We start from the raw sequence: 15,398 nt of genomic DNA, 5'->3' as shown, positions 1-15,398 counted from the left end.
ACAATTGAGAGGCTAGGACTTTTGTCCCAGCCTCAAGAAATAGAATTCCTAGGATATCATTGAATTATCAATCACCCTACCAAGTTTTTCTGGGTTACTTGAAAAGTCTAACTTAATTTGACAATTTAGGAGGATAAATATCGAAATGGATAAAAAAATGACTAAATTAATATCAGTAGTTGTGACATGCTACAACCATGAAAATTATATTGAACAATGTTTGCGAAGTATTTTTAACCAAACCTATCGAAACATTGAATTAATTGTTCTTGATGATGGTTCGACGGATAGTTCTAACAAAATTATCCAAGAGGTTTTGAAGGATTCACCTTTCGTTACGACATTTGAATCTCATAAAAATATTGGTGTTGTGAGAACAAGGAATAAAGGACTCAATCTTTTAAATGGGGACTATTTTTTATTTGTAGATAGTGATGATTTCTTAGATGATAGATATGTAGAAGAATTATATGATTGTGCGATTAATCATCAAGCGGATATAGTGTATTGTGATCTATTCAATTTTGAAAAAAATGAAGTCTACCTAAAAGCCAAAGAGTTTGAATTGCACAGCTTATTGGTATCGAATTATATTTCAAATTGTTCATTAGTAAAAAAAGCAATATTAAAGGGTACCTATTATGATGAAAAACTTTCAGGGAAAAAACTCGAAGACTATGATTTTTTCTTGAACCTTATTATCAATAATGGTGCTAAAGCAGTATATCAGCCGAATACCAAGCTTAATTATCGCGTTTTTGAGAAAGATTCGATTTCAAAAAGGGACTCTGTACGATATCATTATGAGATTTATCTCGAAGTTCTTGAGAAATATCTGGATAAGCTTCCTCATGACATTTATCAAGCAGTTTGCGATAATTTAATGAATTTAGAGAATCGATTAGAAGACTTGATAAATCATCACAGTGAAGTGACGGATTATGTAAAGAGGTTGGAAAAAGAACGTGTTCAACTTGAACGAAGAAAATATACGCAGTCTAAACAACTGAAAGACGCTCAAGAAGAAATTGAGCTTATCCGAAGTTCGCTGTCATATCGTTTAGGGAACGCCCTTATTACTCCAATCAAGACAGCAGGAGTAATTGCTAAGAATCCCAAAGCTATTAAAAGTTATTTGAGAGCTTTAAAAGTCAAAGTTGTGCAGCTACGTCGTCGTATGACAACACTTAAGGTTCGTCAGTTACGCAGTCTTAGAAACAGTCAACGCTCTGCCTTGTCATATAATGGTAAGAAAGCGTTGGTTTATGTCATTTTTGAGTCTGAAGCTCGTCTTCAAGAATATAAATTACTTTTCTTACAAGCCCTGTCTCCATTGGTAGATGATGTTGTTGTTGTTGTGAATGGACAGCTTCATGAAGATGACATCAATACTCTCGATACTTATGGTCAAGTTTTAACTCGTGACAATAAAGGATACGACACTGCAGCCTTTAGAGAAGGAATTTTTGCATTTGGTAAAGACAAGCTTAAGGATTACGACCAGCTCCTCTTGGTGAATGATACCAATATTGGTCCGATGAGAAATTTGTCTCAAGTATTCAAGGAAATGGCTGATAAGCAATTAGATTTCTGGGGGATTTCCTTTGGCGAAGAACAAGAAGATGTTACTAAGGAGAATCCTTATGGTTATATTCCTAAACATCTTCAATCTTATTTCTTAGTTATTGAAAAGCTCATGCTAAACGATGATGTCTTTTATGAGTACTGGACGCATTTGACGGATACAGATTCTCGTGATAAGGCGATTGGTCGACATGAGACACGTTTTACTAAGCATTTTGCTGATTTGGGATATCGTTTTGATGCGGTCGTGCAAGAATACGAAGATTCTGCCATGTATATTCACCCACTTAAGATGCTCAAAGCAGGTAGCCCTTTGGTGAAATACACAGCTCTGAAAAATTATGATGAAGAACAGTTCTTGTGGCAAGGTCTGGATCGTGATTCAGAAGTCCCTGACTTGTTGGACTTTGTTGCAAAAGAAACGGATTACCCTGTGGCAATCTTGGAAGATATTGTAAATAAATTTAAGGCTGTTCCACGTGATCAATACATTCTATTGATTGATGGGGTTGAAAATATTATTCCGCAATGTACCCGTTATCGTGTCTTGAACAAGGCAGAACAATTCCGCAAACATGGCTTTGCAGTTAAAGTTGTTAACCTATCTGATTTCCAATTATCGATGGCTCAAAATGCTAGTCACATCATTATCTACCGTTCCCCAATCTCACCTGAACTTTTGCGTCTCTGTCATTTGGCTAAGGAATATGGAAAACCTGTCTTTTTTGATATTGATGATTTAGTCTTTGATACGGTTTATACAGATCAATTAAGTTATACGCAAGGGTTGAATTCGGTTGAAAAAGGAAACTATGATGCAGGTGTTCGAAATTATGGCTATATGCTAGAAAACTGTGATGGTGCCATTACTTCGACTAACCAGTTGCAGGAGGAGCTGTATAAGTACCAAAGTAAGGTTTTACTTAATCGTAACTTGGCTTCTGATGAATTAATCGCTATTAGTAGTCAATATATCAAAGATTACTCTCAAACATCTGATATTGTTAAGATTGGCTATTTCTCTGGTTCAATTAGTCACAATGAGAATTTTGAATTGATTAAACCAGCTATTAAGCAACTGCTTACAAAATATAGCAATGTCCAATTACATATTGTCGGGATTCTGGATATCCCACAAGATATGAAATCCTTTGAAAATCAAATTGTCACTCATGATTATGTGGACTGGGATAAATTGCCTGCCTTGATTAGTGAGGTTGATATTAACCTAGCACCGCTTGTGGATTCTATCTTTAATCGTGCCAAATCTGAGATTAAGTGGATTGAAGCTGCTTTGGTGAAAGTACCAACAGTAGCAAGCAAGATAGGAGCTTTCTCGGATATGGTTATTGATGGTGAAACAGGTCTGTTAGCTACTGATGGTCAGTGGTTTGACAAGCTAGAAGCTTTAGTTTTATCTCCAGAATTAAGACAAAACTTAGCAGAATCAGCTTACCGAACAGTCTTTGAAAATTGTACCTTAAGCAAGAAAGATGAAATGGTGACTTATTTTGAACAGAATTAAACAGATAAAAGTTGAAAATTTATTTTTCATATTAGCAACGATTTTTATTTTCACATTTATGTTTGTGTTTCCGATTAATCGTGTTCCAGATGAAATGAACCACGCACGTATGACTTGGGAGACTTTCCACAAACCAACGGAGAATTCCTTTAAGTGGATGGATGAGATACCAAGTAATGATAAGGTTAAACCAAGGGAATATAAACAACTTCTAGCACGCAAAATTGAAATGAAGAATGAGCCATTTAAATTTGGTATTAGTCTAAAAACGATTTCTTTTTTACCTCAATTAATTGGGATGACGATAGGAAGTTGGATTAGTCCCTCGGTTGGGCTGATCATTTATATGGGGCGTATCTTTAATGCATTAGCTTATATACTTGGGTTGTACTTTTTAATACGTTATTTTAAGTATGGAAAGACAGCCTTGATGTTTATATCACTATTACCAATTATGGTCCAACAAGCTTCATCTCTTTCTTATGATGTGATGAATTACTTGGAAGTGATGTTGGCTATTGGTTTTATCACGAATCTCGCCTATTCGAAACGATTTACCAATCGTAATTTTGTTCAAGTGATAGGCCTTGCGATTTTGCTTCTAGCAACAAAACCAAATAATATTTTGTTATTAGGTTTGATACCTTTTGTATCATTTGAATTTAAGGGTATATTAAAAGTTTTAAATAGACCGTTTAAGTCGTTAAAGATTATAGTTTCTAGATATAAGTTTGTCTTTTATCTTTTACTACTTATAACAATAGGTTTCATTTTACAATTTTTAATGAGAAATGAAGGTGGTCTCGTCCATTATATTCATGTCCTTTTAAATACACTTGTAAATGCAAGGCAAAATGGAGATTTAAATTCTATTCTCACAATAGGAGTTTTTGGTTATTTAGGAAACTTTACATTGCAGTTACCTCTATGGCTGATTTTTATAGATATAGCAGTAATGGTTTTAATTTTCTTAGCTAATGAAAAAGATTTCTTTTCAAAAGATTTTTCAATTTTTGCAGCCTGGTTGTTTCCAATTCAAGTTCTAGCTACTGTAACAGTTATGTACCTTCAATGGACACCGATTGTTCTTGGACACGGGGCTTCTGTTTCAGTTGGTTCTCAAGGGAGATATTTTACACCATTTTTAATCCTCTTTTTACCTTTAGTGGCAAATTTAGGAAATTTTGAAATCTCGCAAAATAAAGTTTTAAAAATTTCAACCATAACACTACTAGTAAATTTTCTAATTTCCATTTTTTTGATAATTCCATTCTATTGGATGTAGGAGAAAATTATGGCCAAAACAATTCTATTCATTTCACCAACAGGAACGTTGGATAATGGTGCTGAAATTTCAATTGTAAATCTGATGGAATTTCTTGTGAAAAAAGGTTATCGTGTATTAAACGTTTTTCCTGATTATAAAGTTCCATCTCAAGAAGAGTATCAAGTAGGACTTCAGAAAGAAGGGATTGAGAACTATTGTCTTTCAGCTGTCAAATGGTGGTGGGAAGAAGCACCGGGTGGTTTGCCGGCTAGTCATTTTATACGAGTGAATTCTTATAATAAAAATGTCAAAGATATTCAAAATATTATTGTAGATAACAAGGTGGAACTTGTCATCAGTAATACAGTCAACGTCTTTCAAGGAGCACTTGCTGCAGCTTTTGAGAATGTCAAACATTTTTGGTTGATTCATGAATTTCCTGAGGGGGAGTTCGGTTATTACAAAGAAAAACTAGATTTTATAGATAAGTTTTCTGATGAAATCTTTGCTGTAACAGGAGCTTTAACTGAGGATTTAGAAAAGTATTTTCCAAATAGGAAGATTTATTCCTTTGCACCTTATACTCAAATTGAACCAAAAGAAGATGTAAAAATTGAATCTAATGATCAACATCGTATTGTTTCAGTTGGTCGCTTGACTCAGAGAAAGAATCAGCTTGAGTTAATTAAAGCTTTTCAGATGCTTAATCGAGTAGGAACCGAACTTGTATTTTTAGGCGCATGGGATGAGGATTACAAACAACTCTGCGATGATTATATTGCAGAGCAAGATTTGAAAAATATCTCATTTTTGGGGTATTTAGATGATCCTTGGTCGGAGATTACTGATAAGGATTTAGCTGTTTTTCCATCTAGTATGGAGACGTTTGGTCTTGTTTATGTTGAGTCTGTTTTAAATGGTATTCCAACAATTTTATCAGATAATGCGGGGCATAAATCTGCTTTTGAATATATGAATGAGCAAGGTCATATCTACCCTTTGGGTGATTTAAATGCTTTAACTAGAATGATCTCAGAGGTCCTTGATGGATTTGATCAAGAGAAATTTGAAGCAGTACAATCTGTTCCAAGTTTAAAAGAGAGATATTCTCTTGAGAGAGTTTATGCTAATATTACTGAAAAGATTGAGGTTGATGAATTGCGTAATAAAAAAGTAAATCAGAAAGATACGGATTTTTTAAACAGCCGAAAAGCTCTAATAAAGAGTGTAAAATCTGCTTTTAAAAAAATATTTAGACTGAAGAAACTGGGTTAGAATTCTTTATCATAGTGGGAGTGTTACAGAAGGAATTTTATTTAAAGCTCCGTCTGTGACACTCCCTTTTCTGTTTGGATTAGGCAAAAAGCCTAGAAAATGGTATAATTGAATAGACTGTGAATGATTTGAAAGGGAACTCTATGCAACATGTTTTTATTATCGGAAGTCGTGGGCTTCCGGCTCAATATGGCGGTTTTGAGACTTTTGTGGACCAATTGGTTTCGCATCAAGTGTCTCCAGATATCCAGTACCATGTTGCTTGCCTTTCTAATGATCAAGCTTATCAACATTTTGACTACAAGGGTGTGGATTGTTTTACGATTAAAGCCCCTAAGCTTGGGCCTGCGCGTGTCATCGCCTATGATATGATGGCCATCAACTATGCCTTGAAGCTTATTAAAAAACAAGGAATTGAACAGCCGATTTTTTACGTCTTGGGCAATACAATCGGAGCCTTTGTGGCGCCTTTTGCGCGTAAGATCCATAAATTGGGGGGACGATTCTATATCAACCCAGATGGACTGGAGTGGAAGAGGGCCAAGTGGGCCAAGCCGATCCAAGCCTATCTCAAGTATTCTGAAAAGATCATGACGCGCCACGCTGACTTGGTAATTTCAGACAACCCAGGAATCGAGTCCTATATCAAAGAAGCCTACCCTTGGTCCAAGACGACCTATATTGCCTATGGGACGGACTTATCTCCGACCAGCCTGACCAGTCAGGATAGGAAGGTCAGAGAACTCTATCAGAAGTGGCAGACACAAGAGAAAAACTATTACTTGATTTTGGGTCGCTTTGTTCCAGAAAATAATTACGAGACTGCCATTCGTGAATTCATGGTCTCTTCTACCAAGCGGGATTTGGTGATCATTTGTAACCAGGAAGACAATCCTTATTTTGAGGAGCTCCGATCTCGAACTGGATTTGATCAGGATCCTCGTGTTAAGTTTGTAGGAACCGTCTATGATCAAGACCTGTTGAAGTATATCCGTAAAGAAGCCTTTGCCTATATCCATGGTCATGAAGTGGGCGGAACCAATCCTGGTCTCCTAGAGGCTCTTGCCCAGACGGATCTGAATTTAGTTTTAGGAGTCTCCTTTAATCAAACGGTTGCTAAGGATTCGGCTCAATATTGGACTAAAGAAACTGGGAATTTGGCACATTTGATTAATCAGGTCGATCCTTTAGAAGATGTATCTGAATGGGGTCAACGAGCTAAAGCCAATATGAAGCAAAACTTTACCTGGGAAAAAATTGTAGGTGAGTACGAGGAATTATTCTTATCATGAAAGTAAATATCTTGTTGTCCACCTATAATGGTGAACAGTATCTAAAAGAGCAGGTCAAAAGTATCCAAGACCAGACTTATCAGAATTGGCAACTCTTGATCCGAGATGATGGGTCAAGAGATGGTACGGTGGAGATCATTCAAGAGTTGGTTGCCCAAGATGAGCGCATTCGCTTTATCAACCAGGGAGCTATCGAAAATCTCGGTGTCATCAAGAGCTTCCATGCCCTCTTGAAATATGAAAAAGCGGATCTTTATTGCTTCAGTGATCAAGATGATGTTTGGCTACCAGAAAAGATTGCTCTTCAGGTAGCAGAAGCCGAGAAGCATTCTCAAGAAGTGCCTCTGCTGGTCTACACAGATTTGAAAGTGGTCGATGAAAACTTGAACGTGCAGCATGAGAGCATGATTCGCACCCAGTCTGATCATGCCAATACAGAACTCATTCAAGAGCTGACGGAAAATACGGTAACTGGTGGGGTAGCCACGATTAACCACGCTCTGGCGGAGTTATGGACAGGTCAAGAAAAACATGCGCTCCTTATGCATGATTGGTATTTGGCCTTATTGGCAACGGCCTTTGGGAAGCTCATCTATATTGATCGGCCAACAGAATTGTACCGTCAGCACAGTAGCAATGTTCTGGGGGCTCGTACCCTTAGAAAACGGGTCAAAAACTGGGTTCGCCCTCATGTTCTTTTTGCTAAGTATTGGAATCTCATCGAGTCCAGTCAAGAACAAGCAAAAAATCTATTGGATCTGCCTGTCAGTCCCCAAAATAAAGAAATTATTGAAAACTTTGTGACCATTTTGGATGTTCCACTAAAAGAACGTTTGAGACGGATTCGTCAGTATGGTTACCGTAAGAACCGAGCTTTTCACACCTTAGTGTTTACCAGCTTGATTCTGACAAAGTTTGCATATCGAGGTAAAAAATAATGTTTGACGTTTTTAGTCAGAAAAATCGAATTTTATTACGAGAGTTAATCAAAACAGACTTTAAATTACGCTACCAAGGATCAGCGATCGGTTATCTTTGGTCGATTTTAAAGCCCCTGATGATGTTTAGTATCATGTATGTGGTATTTGTTCGCTTCTTAAGATTTGATGATGGGACACCGCATTATGCTGTTGGATTGCTTTTATCAATGATCTTTTGGACGTTCTTTACGGAAGCAACAAATATGGGAATGTTGTCTATTGTTTCAAGAGGAGATTTGCTACGCAAATTGAATTTTCCTAAGCAAACAATTGTTGTCTCTTCAGTTTTTGGAGCTGCAATTAATTTTTCTATTAATCTTTTAGTAGTATTTGTATTTGCTCTCATAAATAATGTTTCATTTGGTATTCATTCTCTAATAATTATTCCTTTATTTATTGAGATGTTAATCTTAGCTATGGGGTGTGCATTTATCCTATCGGCCTTATTTGTTAAATATCGAGATATTGGTCCGGTTTGGGAAGTTGTTCTTCAAGCAGGTATGTACGCCAGTCCTATTATTTATTCGATTACCTATTTATTGCAACGAAATCATTTGGCAGTTGCTAAAATGTTGATGATGAATCCAATAGCTCAAATGCTACAAGATATGCGTCATTTTATTATTGATCCAGTTAATCCACGTGGTTGGGATATCTTTGATAATAAAATGATAGCTTGTATTCCATATTGTATTCCAGTATTCATTTTTGTGATTGGTTTGATTGTATTCAATAAAAATTCGAAACGATTTGCGGAGATTTTATAATGTCAAGTAATGTAGCAGTTAAGGTAGACCATGTAAGTAAATTTTTTAAATTACCAACAGAGTCAACTCAAAGTTTACGAACAACACTAGTAAACCGTTTTAGGGGGATTAAGGGTTACAAGAAACAAGAAGTTTTACGTGATATTTCTTTTGAGGTTGAAAAAGGTGATTTTTATGGTATCGTAGGTCGAAATGGTTCTGGAAAATCGACTCTCTTAAAAATTATTTCAGAAATCTATGTGCCGGAAAAAGGTTCTGTTACCATCAATGGAAAATTGGTGTCTTTCATTGAGCTTGGAGTGGGCTTTAACCCAGAACTGACAGGTCGAGAAAATGTCTATATGAATGGGGCCATGCTGGGCTTCTCAACAGCTGAAATTGATGCTATGTATGATGACATCGTAGACTTTGCCGAGTTGCATGAATTCATGAACCAGAAGCTAAAGAACTACTCATCAGGCATGCAGGTTCGTCTAGCCTTTTCGGTTGCGATTAAGGCCCAAGGTGATATCTTGATTTTGGACGAGGTCCTTGCAGTAGGAGATGAAGCCTTCCAACGCAAGTGTAATGATTACTTTATGGAACGTAAAAAATCAGGTAAGACGACGATTCTTGTTACCCATGATATGAATGCCGTAAAAAAATATTGTAATAAAGCTGTTTTAATTGAAAATGGGTTGGTTAAAGTAGTTGGAAACCCTGACGATGTTGCAAATCAATATAGTTATGATAATGCATCAAGTCAAAGGGTTTCGAATGATGATGTTACAGTTGAGGATTCAGCTGTAAGCAATTTAAATATAAAATTGCTTTCGAATAAAATGTCAAGTCCTGAAGATCCCATTGAGTTTGAGGTGTCATATGATGTTAATCAGGAAATTAAAACTTACATAGCTTTCTCACTAACTGAAATTGACCGTGGACTTTGGGTATATAACGATAATTCTTTAGATTTTTTGACAGCTGGAAAAGGAAGAAAGAATTTCCGTTACTCATGTAGTTTATCAAGCTTGAATGATATCAAATTAAAACTTCAAGTTTCTGTAAGAGATAGTTCGAATACAATGCTTGCATTTGCAAAGGGCGATAATTCACCTATAATTTTGTTAAATCGAACAGATATTTCTGATGATGATATTTCTGCAAAAGACTCTGCTACTGGATTGATTCAGAGGAATGGTCATTGGGAGACTTTAGTTGATGAATAGAATTCTTTTGTACATTCATTATAATAAATTTGATGAGGTGAGTGAGCATGTTCTTTATCAGTTAGAGAAAATAAAACCACTTTTTTCTCGTGTAATTTTAATATCCAACAGTCATTTAGAAAAGAATTACATGCGAAAATTAGAAATGATTGGAATAACTGAAATTATTCAAAGAGCAAATATTGGATTTGATTTTGCAGCTTGGCGAGATGGAATGGAATACGTTGGTTTTGATCATTTGGAAAAGTATGATTCTGTGACATTGATGAATGATACATGTATAGGCCCTCTTTGGTCATTGGAACCTTATTTTAGATCATATGAATCTGCTATAGATTGCGATTTTTGGGGGATGACAAACTTTAAAAAAACGAAGTATTTTCAAGAACATGTCCAAAGTTACTTTGTATCTTATTCTCAATCGGTAGTATCATCTAAGGTTTTTCAAAAATTTTGGATGAGTATCAAAAATTTTGAAAATGTTAGACAAGTAATTGATCGCTATGAAACTAGATTGACATCTAAATTAAAAAAATCAGGTTTTAACTATCAAGTGGTTTTTAATACTTTGCACGAAAATTCTGAAGAAATGGTTCATCCTGATTTTTCTTACTATAGGCCGTTTGACATCTTGAATCATAGGGTACCATTTTTAAAATTAAAAGCGCTACAATCACATCAAGAACAAGCAAATCAATTAAAATGTGAAATAAAATCAATTTCAGACTTTCCTTCTGAAATCTTGGAAAATGTGTATTCATCAATAGAATTTTTCTCAAACGAAATTGTGAGAAATGAGAAAATTAGTATCTTTAAAAAAGTAGTTAATAAATTGAAGAGAGTAGTAGAGAGAAGTTAGTGGAATTAAAGAGAAAGATAATAAAGGCTAAAGAGTTATATTATTTTAAGAATTTATTTTTGATAAAATATTTATTTTCACTAATAATTTCATTACTGGCTATCAGTAGTACAAAAAATTTTGGTTATACAATCATATCTTTAATTGAATTGTCATTAATTTTTTTTCTGAGTAATTTCTTTATTAAGAAATTTCAAGTTATCACTCAAATTTTCAATAGTGTGTTACTGCTGTTATATAATACACAAATACTTGTGTTAAATTTTGGAACTTCGTATGTTACATTGACTATGGTTGATAACATAAGTTCATGGGAAGCATTGGGTGGTAGAGCGTTTATCTATGGTTTTGCTATTTTACTATTATTGTTTTTTAGTTTTTTACCGATTAATAAAATTGAATTGTTAGATACGTCAAAATTCAAAAGAGCAAATCTGCAAGATGACCCAATATGGAAATTCCAAGATCTTATTTTTGCTATTTTGATTTTAGTATTTGAATTAATTGTATTACAATTTTTACCGGTAAAAATGTCTCCTACTGTTTCAACATATAATTTGGTACAAGATAAAATTGAGTTTGAAAAAGTAAAACGAGAGACCCTAATAAAATCAGAAAAGCTTAAACAAAAATTTCTTAAAGATGGAGTTCAAGATTATGTTAAAAAACCATCAAACCTCCCTGATAAGCCAAATATAATCTTAATTTTTACTGAGGGATTTTCACATCATATTATCGATGACAGTAGAAATATTACTCCAACAATTAAAGAATATGAGTCGAAATCTATATCGTTTAGAAATTATTATAATCATACGTTTGCAACATACCGAGGTATAGAAAGTCAATTATTCTCGGGTTATCAAATTGAGAATAATTCACGGAATTACTTAATTTCTCTTCCTAAATTTTTAAGTGGACAAGGATATAAAACTGAATTTATAAATACTGAACCTAAAAATAAAGAATTTACAGATTACCTTTCTGATTTAGGTTTTGATAATATCTATAGTTCAAAGTTGGAAAATGGTAGAAAAATCTCATTTGACAAAGAAGCGTACGAGGAACTGTTCTCACAAATAGAGAATTATTCAAAAAATAAATCTCCGTTTCTAATTTCAATGTACACATTTGGGACACATGTAGGTTCTGACGGATATAATTATAAATTAGGAGATGGTAATGATAGAGTTCTCAATCGATTCTATGAGATGGATCAGCAGTTTAAAAAATTCATGGATCGATTTAATTCAAGTCCAATATCAGAAAATACAGTCCTTATTTTCACCACTGACCATGCGACGTATGTTGATGATGAATATAAAAAAGCATTCCCAAATGAAAACCGTGATCATGTAAGTTTGGATAAAATTCCATTTTTTATATACTATAAAGGTGTATCGTCTCAGACAATAGACGTGAATGGGAAAAATTCTCTTAATATGACACCAACTGTTCTAGATTTTTTAGATTATTCTTCGACAAATTATTTTTTAGGCACCTCCCTATTTTCACAAGATAACAATGACAATATGTTCAGTTCTATATACTCCGAAGGTACTGTTTTGAAAAAAACATCAGGGAGTAAGGTAGAGGAAATTCCTGAAAGTGAATTAAAAATGATCAAAGAAAAAGTTTATGAATACTTTAGAGTATCTCAAAATAAAAACTAGGACAGAATGAAACTTTTAAAAGGAGTGCTAGCAGGTAAAAATCTTTGTGATTTTGGCTGTCTGGCTCCCTTTTTTTTGTTTTTTATGCTAAACTATTAGATGGGGGTACGCTCATGATTAAGATATTTGGAAAGGTCCATTATCATTGGCAACCGGACTTATCTATTCTTGTGACTTATTGGTCCATTGCAGTGATTCCGGTCTTTATTGGACTGGCCTTGATGTATGAGAGCTCTAGTGTGCCAACGCTAGTTTTGTTTTCGTTCTTTTTATTTATGGTCTTGCTCGCGATTGGGGTCCATCGTTACTTCACGATTTATGAGGATGGGATCTTGCGGATTATTACAGCTAATCCTTTTACTCCAATCAAGGTAAAGATTGACTCGATCGAAAAGGTCGAAGTAAATAAGAAATCGATCAAGCTTATATTTAATGATGGATCGCGCAGTCGAACATTCTGTATGCGTAAATGGCCGAAAAAATACTTTATCAATGCACTTGCCTTAAATCCTTATTTTAAGGGAGAAGTAATCCTGACGGACAATTTCATCCATGTGGATTACTACGAGATGTATTGTGCAAACAAATAAAAAGCCCTCTTAATCTTTTAAGAGAGCACGAGTGGGGCATTCTTTAATAGCCTCGAGAACATCGTTTGTGACAGGAACTTCCTTTTCAAGGAGGTCGTCCTCTTCAGCAGCAAATTTAACGATGCCATTGTCATGGTAATCAAATAATTCAGAATAGGTCTGACAGAGACCGCAAGCGATGCAACGATCTGGAATTAACGTAACTTTCATACTTCTATTGTAATGATTTTTACGAGAAAAAACAAGGAGGAAGTCATGGCAAAAGAACCATGGGAAGAAGATATTTACGATGATGGAGAAGAAACATTGAAAAGAACGAGTAAGTTAAATGGAATGAAGGCAGATCGTCTATTGACAATTTTAGCCATTATTTTCTTTGTAGTAGTAGTAGCGATGGTCTGCTTGTTGATTTTCCTTTCAACAGGTGGCAGCAATAAATCAAAACAAATGTCTGGTTTCTACAATGGAGAGACTAAGGTTGAACAGAAATCATCAGCCCCTGCAGCACAAACTGACCAAGCGGCTAAAGACGATAGTTCAAAAGATGAGAACTCTGAAGAAGGCACGATCACTGTTCAAGCAGGTGAAGGGGAAGCAGCGATCGCTGCGCGTGCTGGTATTTCCATTGCCCAATTGGAACAGTTAAATCCATCTCATATGTCTACAGGATCTTGGTATGCCAATCCTGGTGATGTCGTTAAGATTCAGTAGGAGTTGAGGACAGCATGAAACAAATTCAAATTGCCATTGATGGACCGGCTTCTAGTGGAAAATCCACAGTTGCAAAGATCATTGCCAAGGATCTAGGCTATACGTATCTAGATACGGGGGCTATGTATCGTGCAGCGACTTATCTAGCTTTGCAAAATAATCTGACAGCTGAACAGGTTGATGACCTCTTAGCCCTTTTAGATCAGTATCCAATTAGTTTCGGTCGATCGGAAGAGGGAGAGCAGCTTGTCTTTGTAGCAGACGTGGATATTACCCACCCAATTCGCGATAACCAAGTGACCAACAATGTTTCATGGGTTGCAGCGCTTGCGCCAGTCCGTGAAAAACTTGTCACTCTACAGCAAGAAATTGCAGCAGAGGGGGGCATCGTTATGGATGGACGCGATATTGGGACGGTCGTCCTTCCACATGCAGAGTTGAAGATCTTTTTGGTCGCTTCGGTAGAGGAGCGGGCAGAACGTCGTTATAAGGAAAATGTTGAAAAGGGCATCACAGCGGATCTTGAATTGTTGAAAAAAGAAATCGCTGAGCGTGACTATAAGGACAGCCACCGTACCGTTTCTCCTTTGAAACCTGCAGCTGATGCCATTCATTTTGACACAACGGGTGTTGGAATTGCAGACGTTGTTGCATTTATTGAAGAAAAAGCAAAAAAACTTCTTGACAAAGAATAAAAAACTTGATATCATATAAAAGTTGAGAAAAGCAGAAGTGAGAACTTCTCGCCTTGTGACGCAAGTTGCTTGGCCCCTACGGATCAAGTTTCAGTAATGAAATACATCATGTAGTTCGGGCCTGTTTTGCAGGTCCGTTCTTTGTTTTTCTCGAATAATAAAAAAGAGGTGAAAACCATAGCAAAGCAAGACTTATTCATCAATGATGAAATTCGTGTACGTGAAGTTCGCTTAATCGGTCTTGAAGGTGAGCAATTGGGTATCAAACCACTTAGCGAAGCGCAAGCACTTGCGGACGATGCTAATGTTGACTTGGTTCTCATTCAACCTCAAGCTAAACCTCCTGTTGCGAAAATTATGGACTACGGTAAGTTCAAATTTGAGTATCAGAAGAAGCAAAAAGAACAACGCAAAAAACAAAGCGTTGTGACCGTGAAAGAAGTTCGTTTGAGCCCAGTGATTGACAAGGGTGATTTCGATACAAAACTTCGCAATGCTCGCAAATTCCTTGAAAAAGGAAATAAAGTGAAGGTATCCATTCGCTTTAAGGGTCGTATGATTACCCACAAAGAGATTGGTGCTAAAGTTTTAGCCGACTTCGCTGAAGCGACACAAGATGTGGCGATCATCGAACAACGAGCTAAGATGGATGGACGTCAAATGTTCATGCAATTGGCGCCAGCAACTGACAAGAAATAATCTGTCAGAAAGTTAAAAAAAGGAGAAAATATCATGCCAAAACAAAAAACACACCGCGCATCAGCTAAACGTTTCAAACGTACAGGTTCTGGTGGACTTAAACGTTTCCGTGCTTACACTTCTCACCGTTTCCACGGAAAAACTAAGAAACAACGTCGTCATCTTCGTAAAGCATCTATGGTGCATGCAGGAGATTTCAAACGTATCAAAGCAATGCTTACTCGCTTGAAATAATCGCGTATTCGTAAGTAAAGAATTCTAGGAAATATTGGA

The 15,398-nt window shown here is 35.8% G+C and carries 15 protein-coding genes and 1 other annotated feature; of the genes, 14 read left to right on the top strand and 1 reads right to left on the bottom strand.

Annotation, left to right across the window (positions count from 1 at the left end):
• The first annotated feature begins 157 nt into the window (after positions 1–157).
• From HMPREF2832_RS04545 to HMPREF2832_RS04500, 10 genes are all read left to right on the top strand, one after another.
• Positions 158–3,109, top strand: a complete 2,952-nt coding sequence (locus tag HMPREF2832_RS04545; protein ID WP_070505939.1) for a rhamnan synthesis F family protein — start codon at positions 158–160, stop codon at positions 3,107–3,109.
• Positions 3,096–4,394 carry a DUF2142 domain-containing protein gene (locus tag HMPREF2832_RS04540; RefSeq protein ID WP_070505721.1) on the top strand — a complete coding sequence of 433 codons (1,299 nt, stop codon included), beginning with the start codon at positions 3,096–3,098 and terminating at the stop codon, positions 4,392–4,394. Before HMPREF2832_RS04545 ends, HMPREF2832_RS04540 begins: the two co-directional genes overlap by 14 nt.
• Positions 4,395–4,403: 9 nt before the next feature.
• Positions 4,404–5,651 (top strand): glycosyltransferase family 4 protein, encoded by a 1,248-nt coding sequence (locus tag HMPREF2832_RS04535; RefSeq protein WP_070505719.1) that lies wholly within the window; start codon positions 4,404–4,406, stop codon positions 5,649–5,651.
• A 143-nt stretch (positions 5,652–5,794) separates the two neighbouring features.
• Positions 5,795–6,943, top strand: coding sequence for a beta 1-4 rhamnosyltransferase Cps2T (gene cps2T, locus HMPREF2832_RS04530; RefSeq protein WP_070505717.1), 1,149 nt, complete (start codon positions 5,795–5,797; stop codon positions 6,941–6,943).
• Entirely contained in the window at positions 6,940–7,881 is a 942-nt protein-coding gene (locus HMPREF2832_RS04525) for a glycosyltransferase family 2 protein (protein WP_070505716.1), read from the top strand. The genes cps2T and HMPREF2832_RS04525 overlap by 4 nt, the downstream gene beginning before the upstream one ends.
• Complete coding sequence (locus HMPREF2832_RS04520) at positions 7,881–8,690, top strand: ABC transporter permease (protein ID WP_049506533.1); 810 nt, start codon at positions 7,881–7,883, stop codon at positions 8,688–8,690. The genes HMPREF2832_RS04525 and HMPREF2832_RS04520 overlap by 1 nt, the downstream gene beginning before the upstream one ends.
• Positions 8,690–9,898 carry an ABC transporter ATP-binding protein gene (locus HMPREF2832_RS04515; protein WP_070505714.1) on the top strand — a complete coding sequence of 403 codons (1,209 nt, stop codon included), beginning with the start codon at positions 8,690–8,692 and terminating at the stop codon, positions 9,896–9,898. The genes HMPREF2832_RS04520 and HMPREF2832_RS04515 overlap by 1 nt, the downstream gene beginning before the upstream one ends.
• Entirely contained in the window at positions 9,891–10,757 is an 867-nt protein-coding gene (locus HMPREF2832_RS04510) for a rhamnan synthesis F family protein (RefSeq protein ID WP_070505712.1), read from the top strand. Before HMPREF2832_RS04515 ends, HMPREF2832_RS04510 begins: the two co-directional genes overlap by 8 nt.
• Positions 10,757–12,430: an LTA synthase family protein gene (locus HMPREF2832_RS04505; RefSeq protein WP_083306313.1), complete on the top strand. Its 1,674-nt coding sequence runs from the start codon at positions 10,757–10,759 to the stop codon at positions 12,428–12,430. The genes HMPREF2832_RS04510 and HMPREF2832_RS04505 overlap by 1 nt, the downstream gene beginning before the upstream one ends.
• A 113-nt stretch (positions 12,431–12,543) precedes the next feature.
• A complete protein-coding gene (locus HMPREF2832_RS04500; RefSeq protein WP_070505711.1) occupies positions 12,544–13,020 on the top strand; it encodes an EbsA family protein in 477 nt (158 codons plus the stop codon).
• Between the two features lie 9 nt (positions 13,021–13,029).
• On the opposite strand, the gene HMPREF2832_RS04495 is transcribed toward HMPREF2832_RS04500, so the two are convergent.
• Positions 13,030–13,230: a ferredoxin gene (locus HMPREF2832_RS04495; RefSeq protein ID WP_003003472.1), complete on the bottom strand. Its 201-nt coding sequence runs from the start codon at positions 13,228–13,230 to the stop codon at positions 13,030–13,032.
• Positions 13,231–13,275: 45 nt separating this feature from the next.
• Here HMPREF2832_RS04495 and HMPREF2832_RS04490 point away from each other — a divergent pair, with 45 nt between their 5' ends.
• The 4 genes from HMPREF2832_RS04490 to rpmI all read left to right on the top strand — a co-directional run bounded on the left by HMPREF2832_RS04490 (position 13,276) and on the right by rpmI (position 15,359).
• On the top strand, positions 13,276–13,731 hold the full coding sequence (locus tag HMPREF2832_RS04490) for an SAG1386/EF1546 family surface-associated protein (RefSeq protein ID WP_049482462.1): 456 nt from the start codon (positions 13,276–13,278) through the stop codon (positions 13,729–13,731).
• Between the two features lie 14 nt (positions 13,732–13,745).
• On the top strand, positions 13,746–14,426 hold the full coding sequence (gene cmk, locus HMPREF2832_RS04485; RefSeq protein WP_070505709.1) for a (d)CMP kinase: 681 nt from the start codon (positions 13,746–13,748) through the stop codon (positions 14,424–14,426).
• Positions 14,427–14,449: 23 nt separating this feature from the next.
• Positions 14,450–14,578 (top strand) — a sequence feature (ribosomal protein L20 leader region).
• Positions 14,579–14,594: 16 nt separating this feature from the next.
• A complete protein-coding gene (infC, locus tag HMPREF2832_RS04480) occupies positions 14,595–15,125 on the top strand; it encodes a translation initiation factor IF-3 (protein WP_003003721.1) in 531 nt (176 codons plus the stop codon).
• 33 nt (positions 15,126–15,158) lie between these two features.
• A complete protein-coding gene (gene rpmI, locus HMPREF2832_RS04475; RefSeq protein WP_003003453.1) occupies positions 15,159–15,359 on the top strand; it encodes a 50S ribosomal protein L35 in 201 nt (66 codons plus the stop codon).
• The last annotated feature ends 39 nt before the right edge of the window (positions 15,360–15,398 follow it).

Origin of the sequence: Streptococcus sp. HMSC073D05 (assembly GCF_001812015.1) — a bacterium.
Classification (GTDB): Bacteria; Bacillota; Bacilli; order Lactobacillales; family Streptococcaceae; genus Streptococcus; species Streptococcus parasanguinis_D.
The sequence above is the reverse complement of the archived record's forward strand: the minus strand, read 5'-3'. Positions and strand labels throughout refer to the sequence as shown.

Bases quoted from the DNA above. Each gene is read 5' to 3' on its own strand.
- HMPREF2832_RS04545 (WP_070505939.1), top strand. From the start codon at position 158: ATGACTAAATTAATATCAGTAGTTGTGACATGCTACAACCATGAAAAT.
- HMPREF2832_RS04535 (WP_070505719.1), top strand. From the start codon at position 4,404: ATGGCCAAAACAATTCTATTCATTTCACCAACAGGAACGTTGGATAAT.
- cps2T (WP_070505717.1), top strand. From the start codon at position 5,795: ATGCAACATGTTTTTATTATCGGAAGTCGTGGGCTTCCGGCTCAATAT.
- HMPREF2832_RS04525 (WP_070505716.1), top strand. From the start codon at position 6,940: ATGAAAGTAAATATCTTGTTGTCCACCTATAATGGTGAACAGTATCTA.
- HMPREF2832_RS04520 (WP_049506533.1), top strand. From the start codon at position 7,881: ATGTTTGACGTTTTTAGTCAGAAAAATCGAATTTTATTACGAGAGTTA.
- HMPREF2832_RS04515 (WP_070505714.1), top strand. From the start codon at position 8,690: ATGTCAAGTAATGTAGCAGTTAAGGTAGACCATGTAAGTAAATTTTTT.
- HMPREF2832_RS04510 (WP_070505712.1), top strand. From the start codon at position 9,891: ATGAATAGAATTCTTTTGTACATTCATTATAATAAATTTGATGAGGTG.
- HMPREF2832_RS04500 (WP_070505711.1), top strand. From the start codon at position 12,544: ATGATTAAGATATTTGGAAAGGTCCATTATCATTGGCAACCGGACTTA.
- HMPREF2832_RS04495 (WP_003003472.1), bottom strand. From the start codon at position 13,230: ATGAAAGTTACGTTAATTCCAGATCGTTGCATCGCTTGCGGTCTCTGT.
- HMPREF2832_RS04490 (WP_049482462.1), top strand. From the start codon at position 13,276: ATGGCAAAAGAACCATGGGAAGAAGATATTTACGATGATGGAGAAGAA.
- cmk (WP_070505709.1), top strand. From the start codon at position 13,746: ATGAAACAAATTCAAATTGCCATTGATGGACCGGCTTCTAGTGGAAAA.
- rpmI (WP_003003453.1), top strand. From the start codon at position 15,159: ATGCCAAAACAAAAAACACACCGCGCATCAGCTAAACGTTTCAAACGT.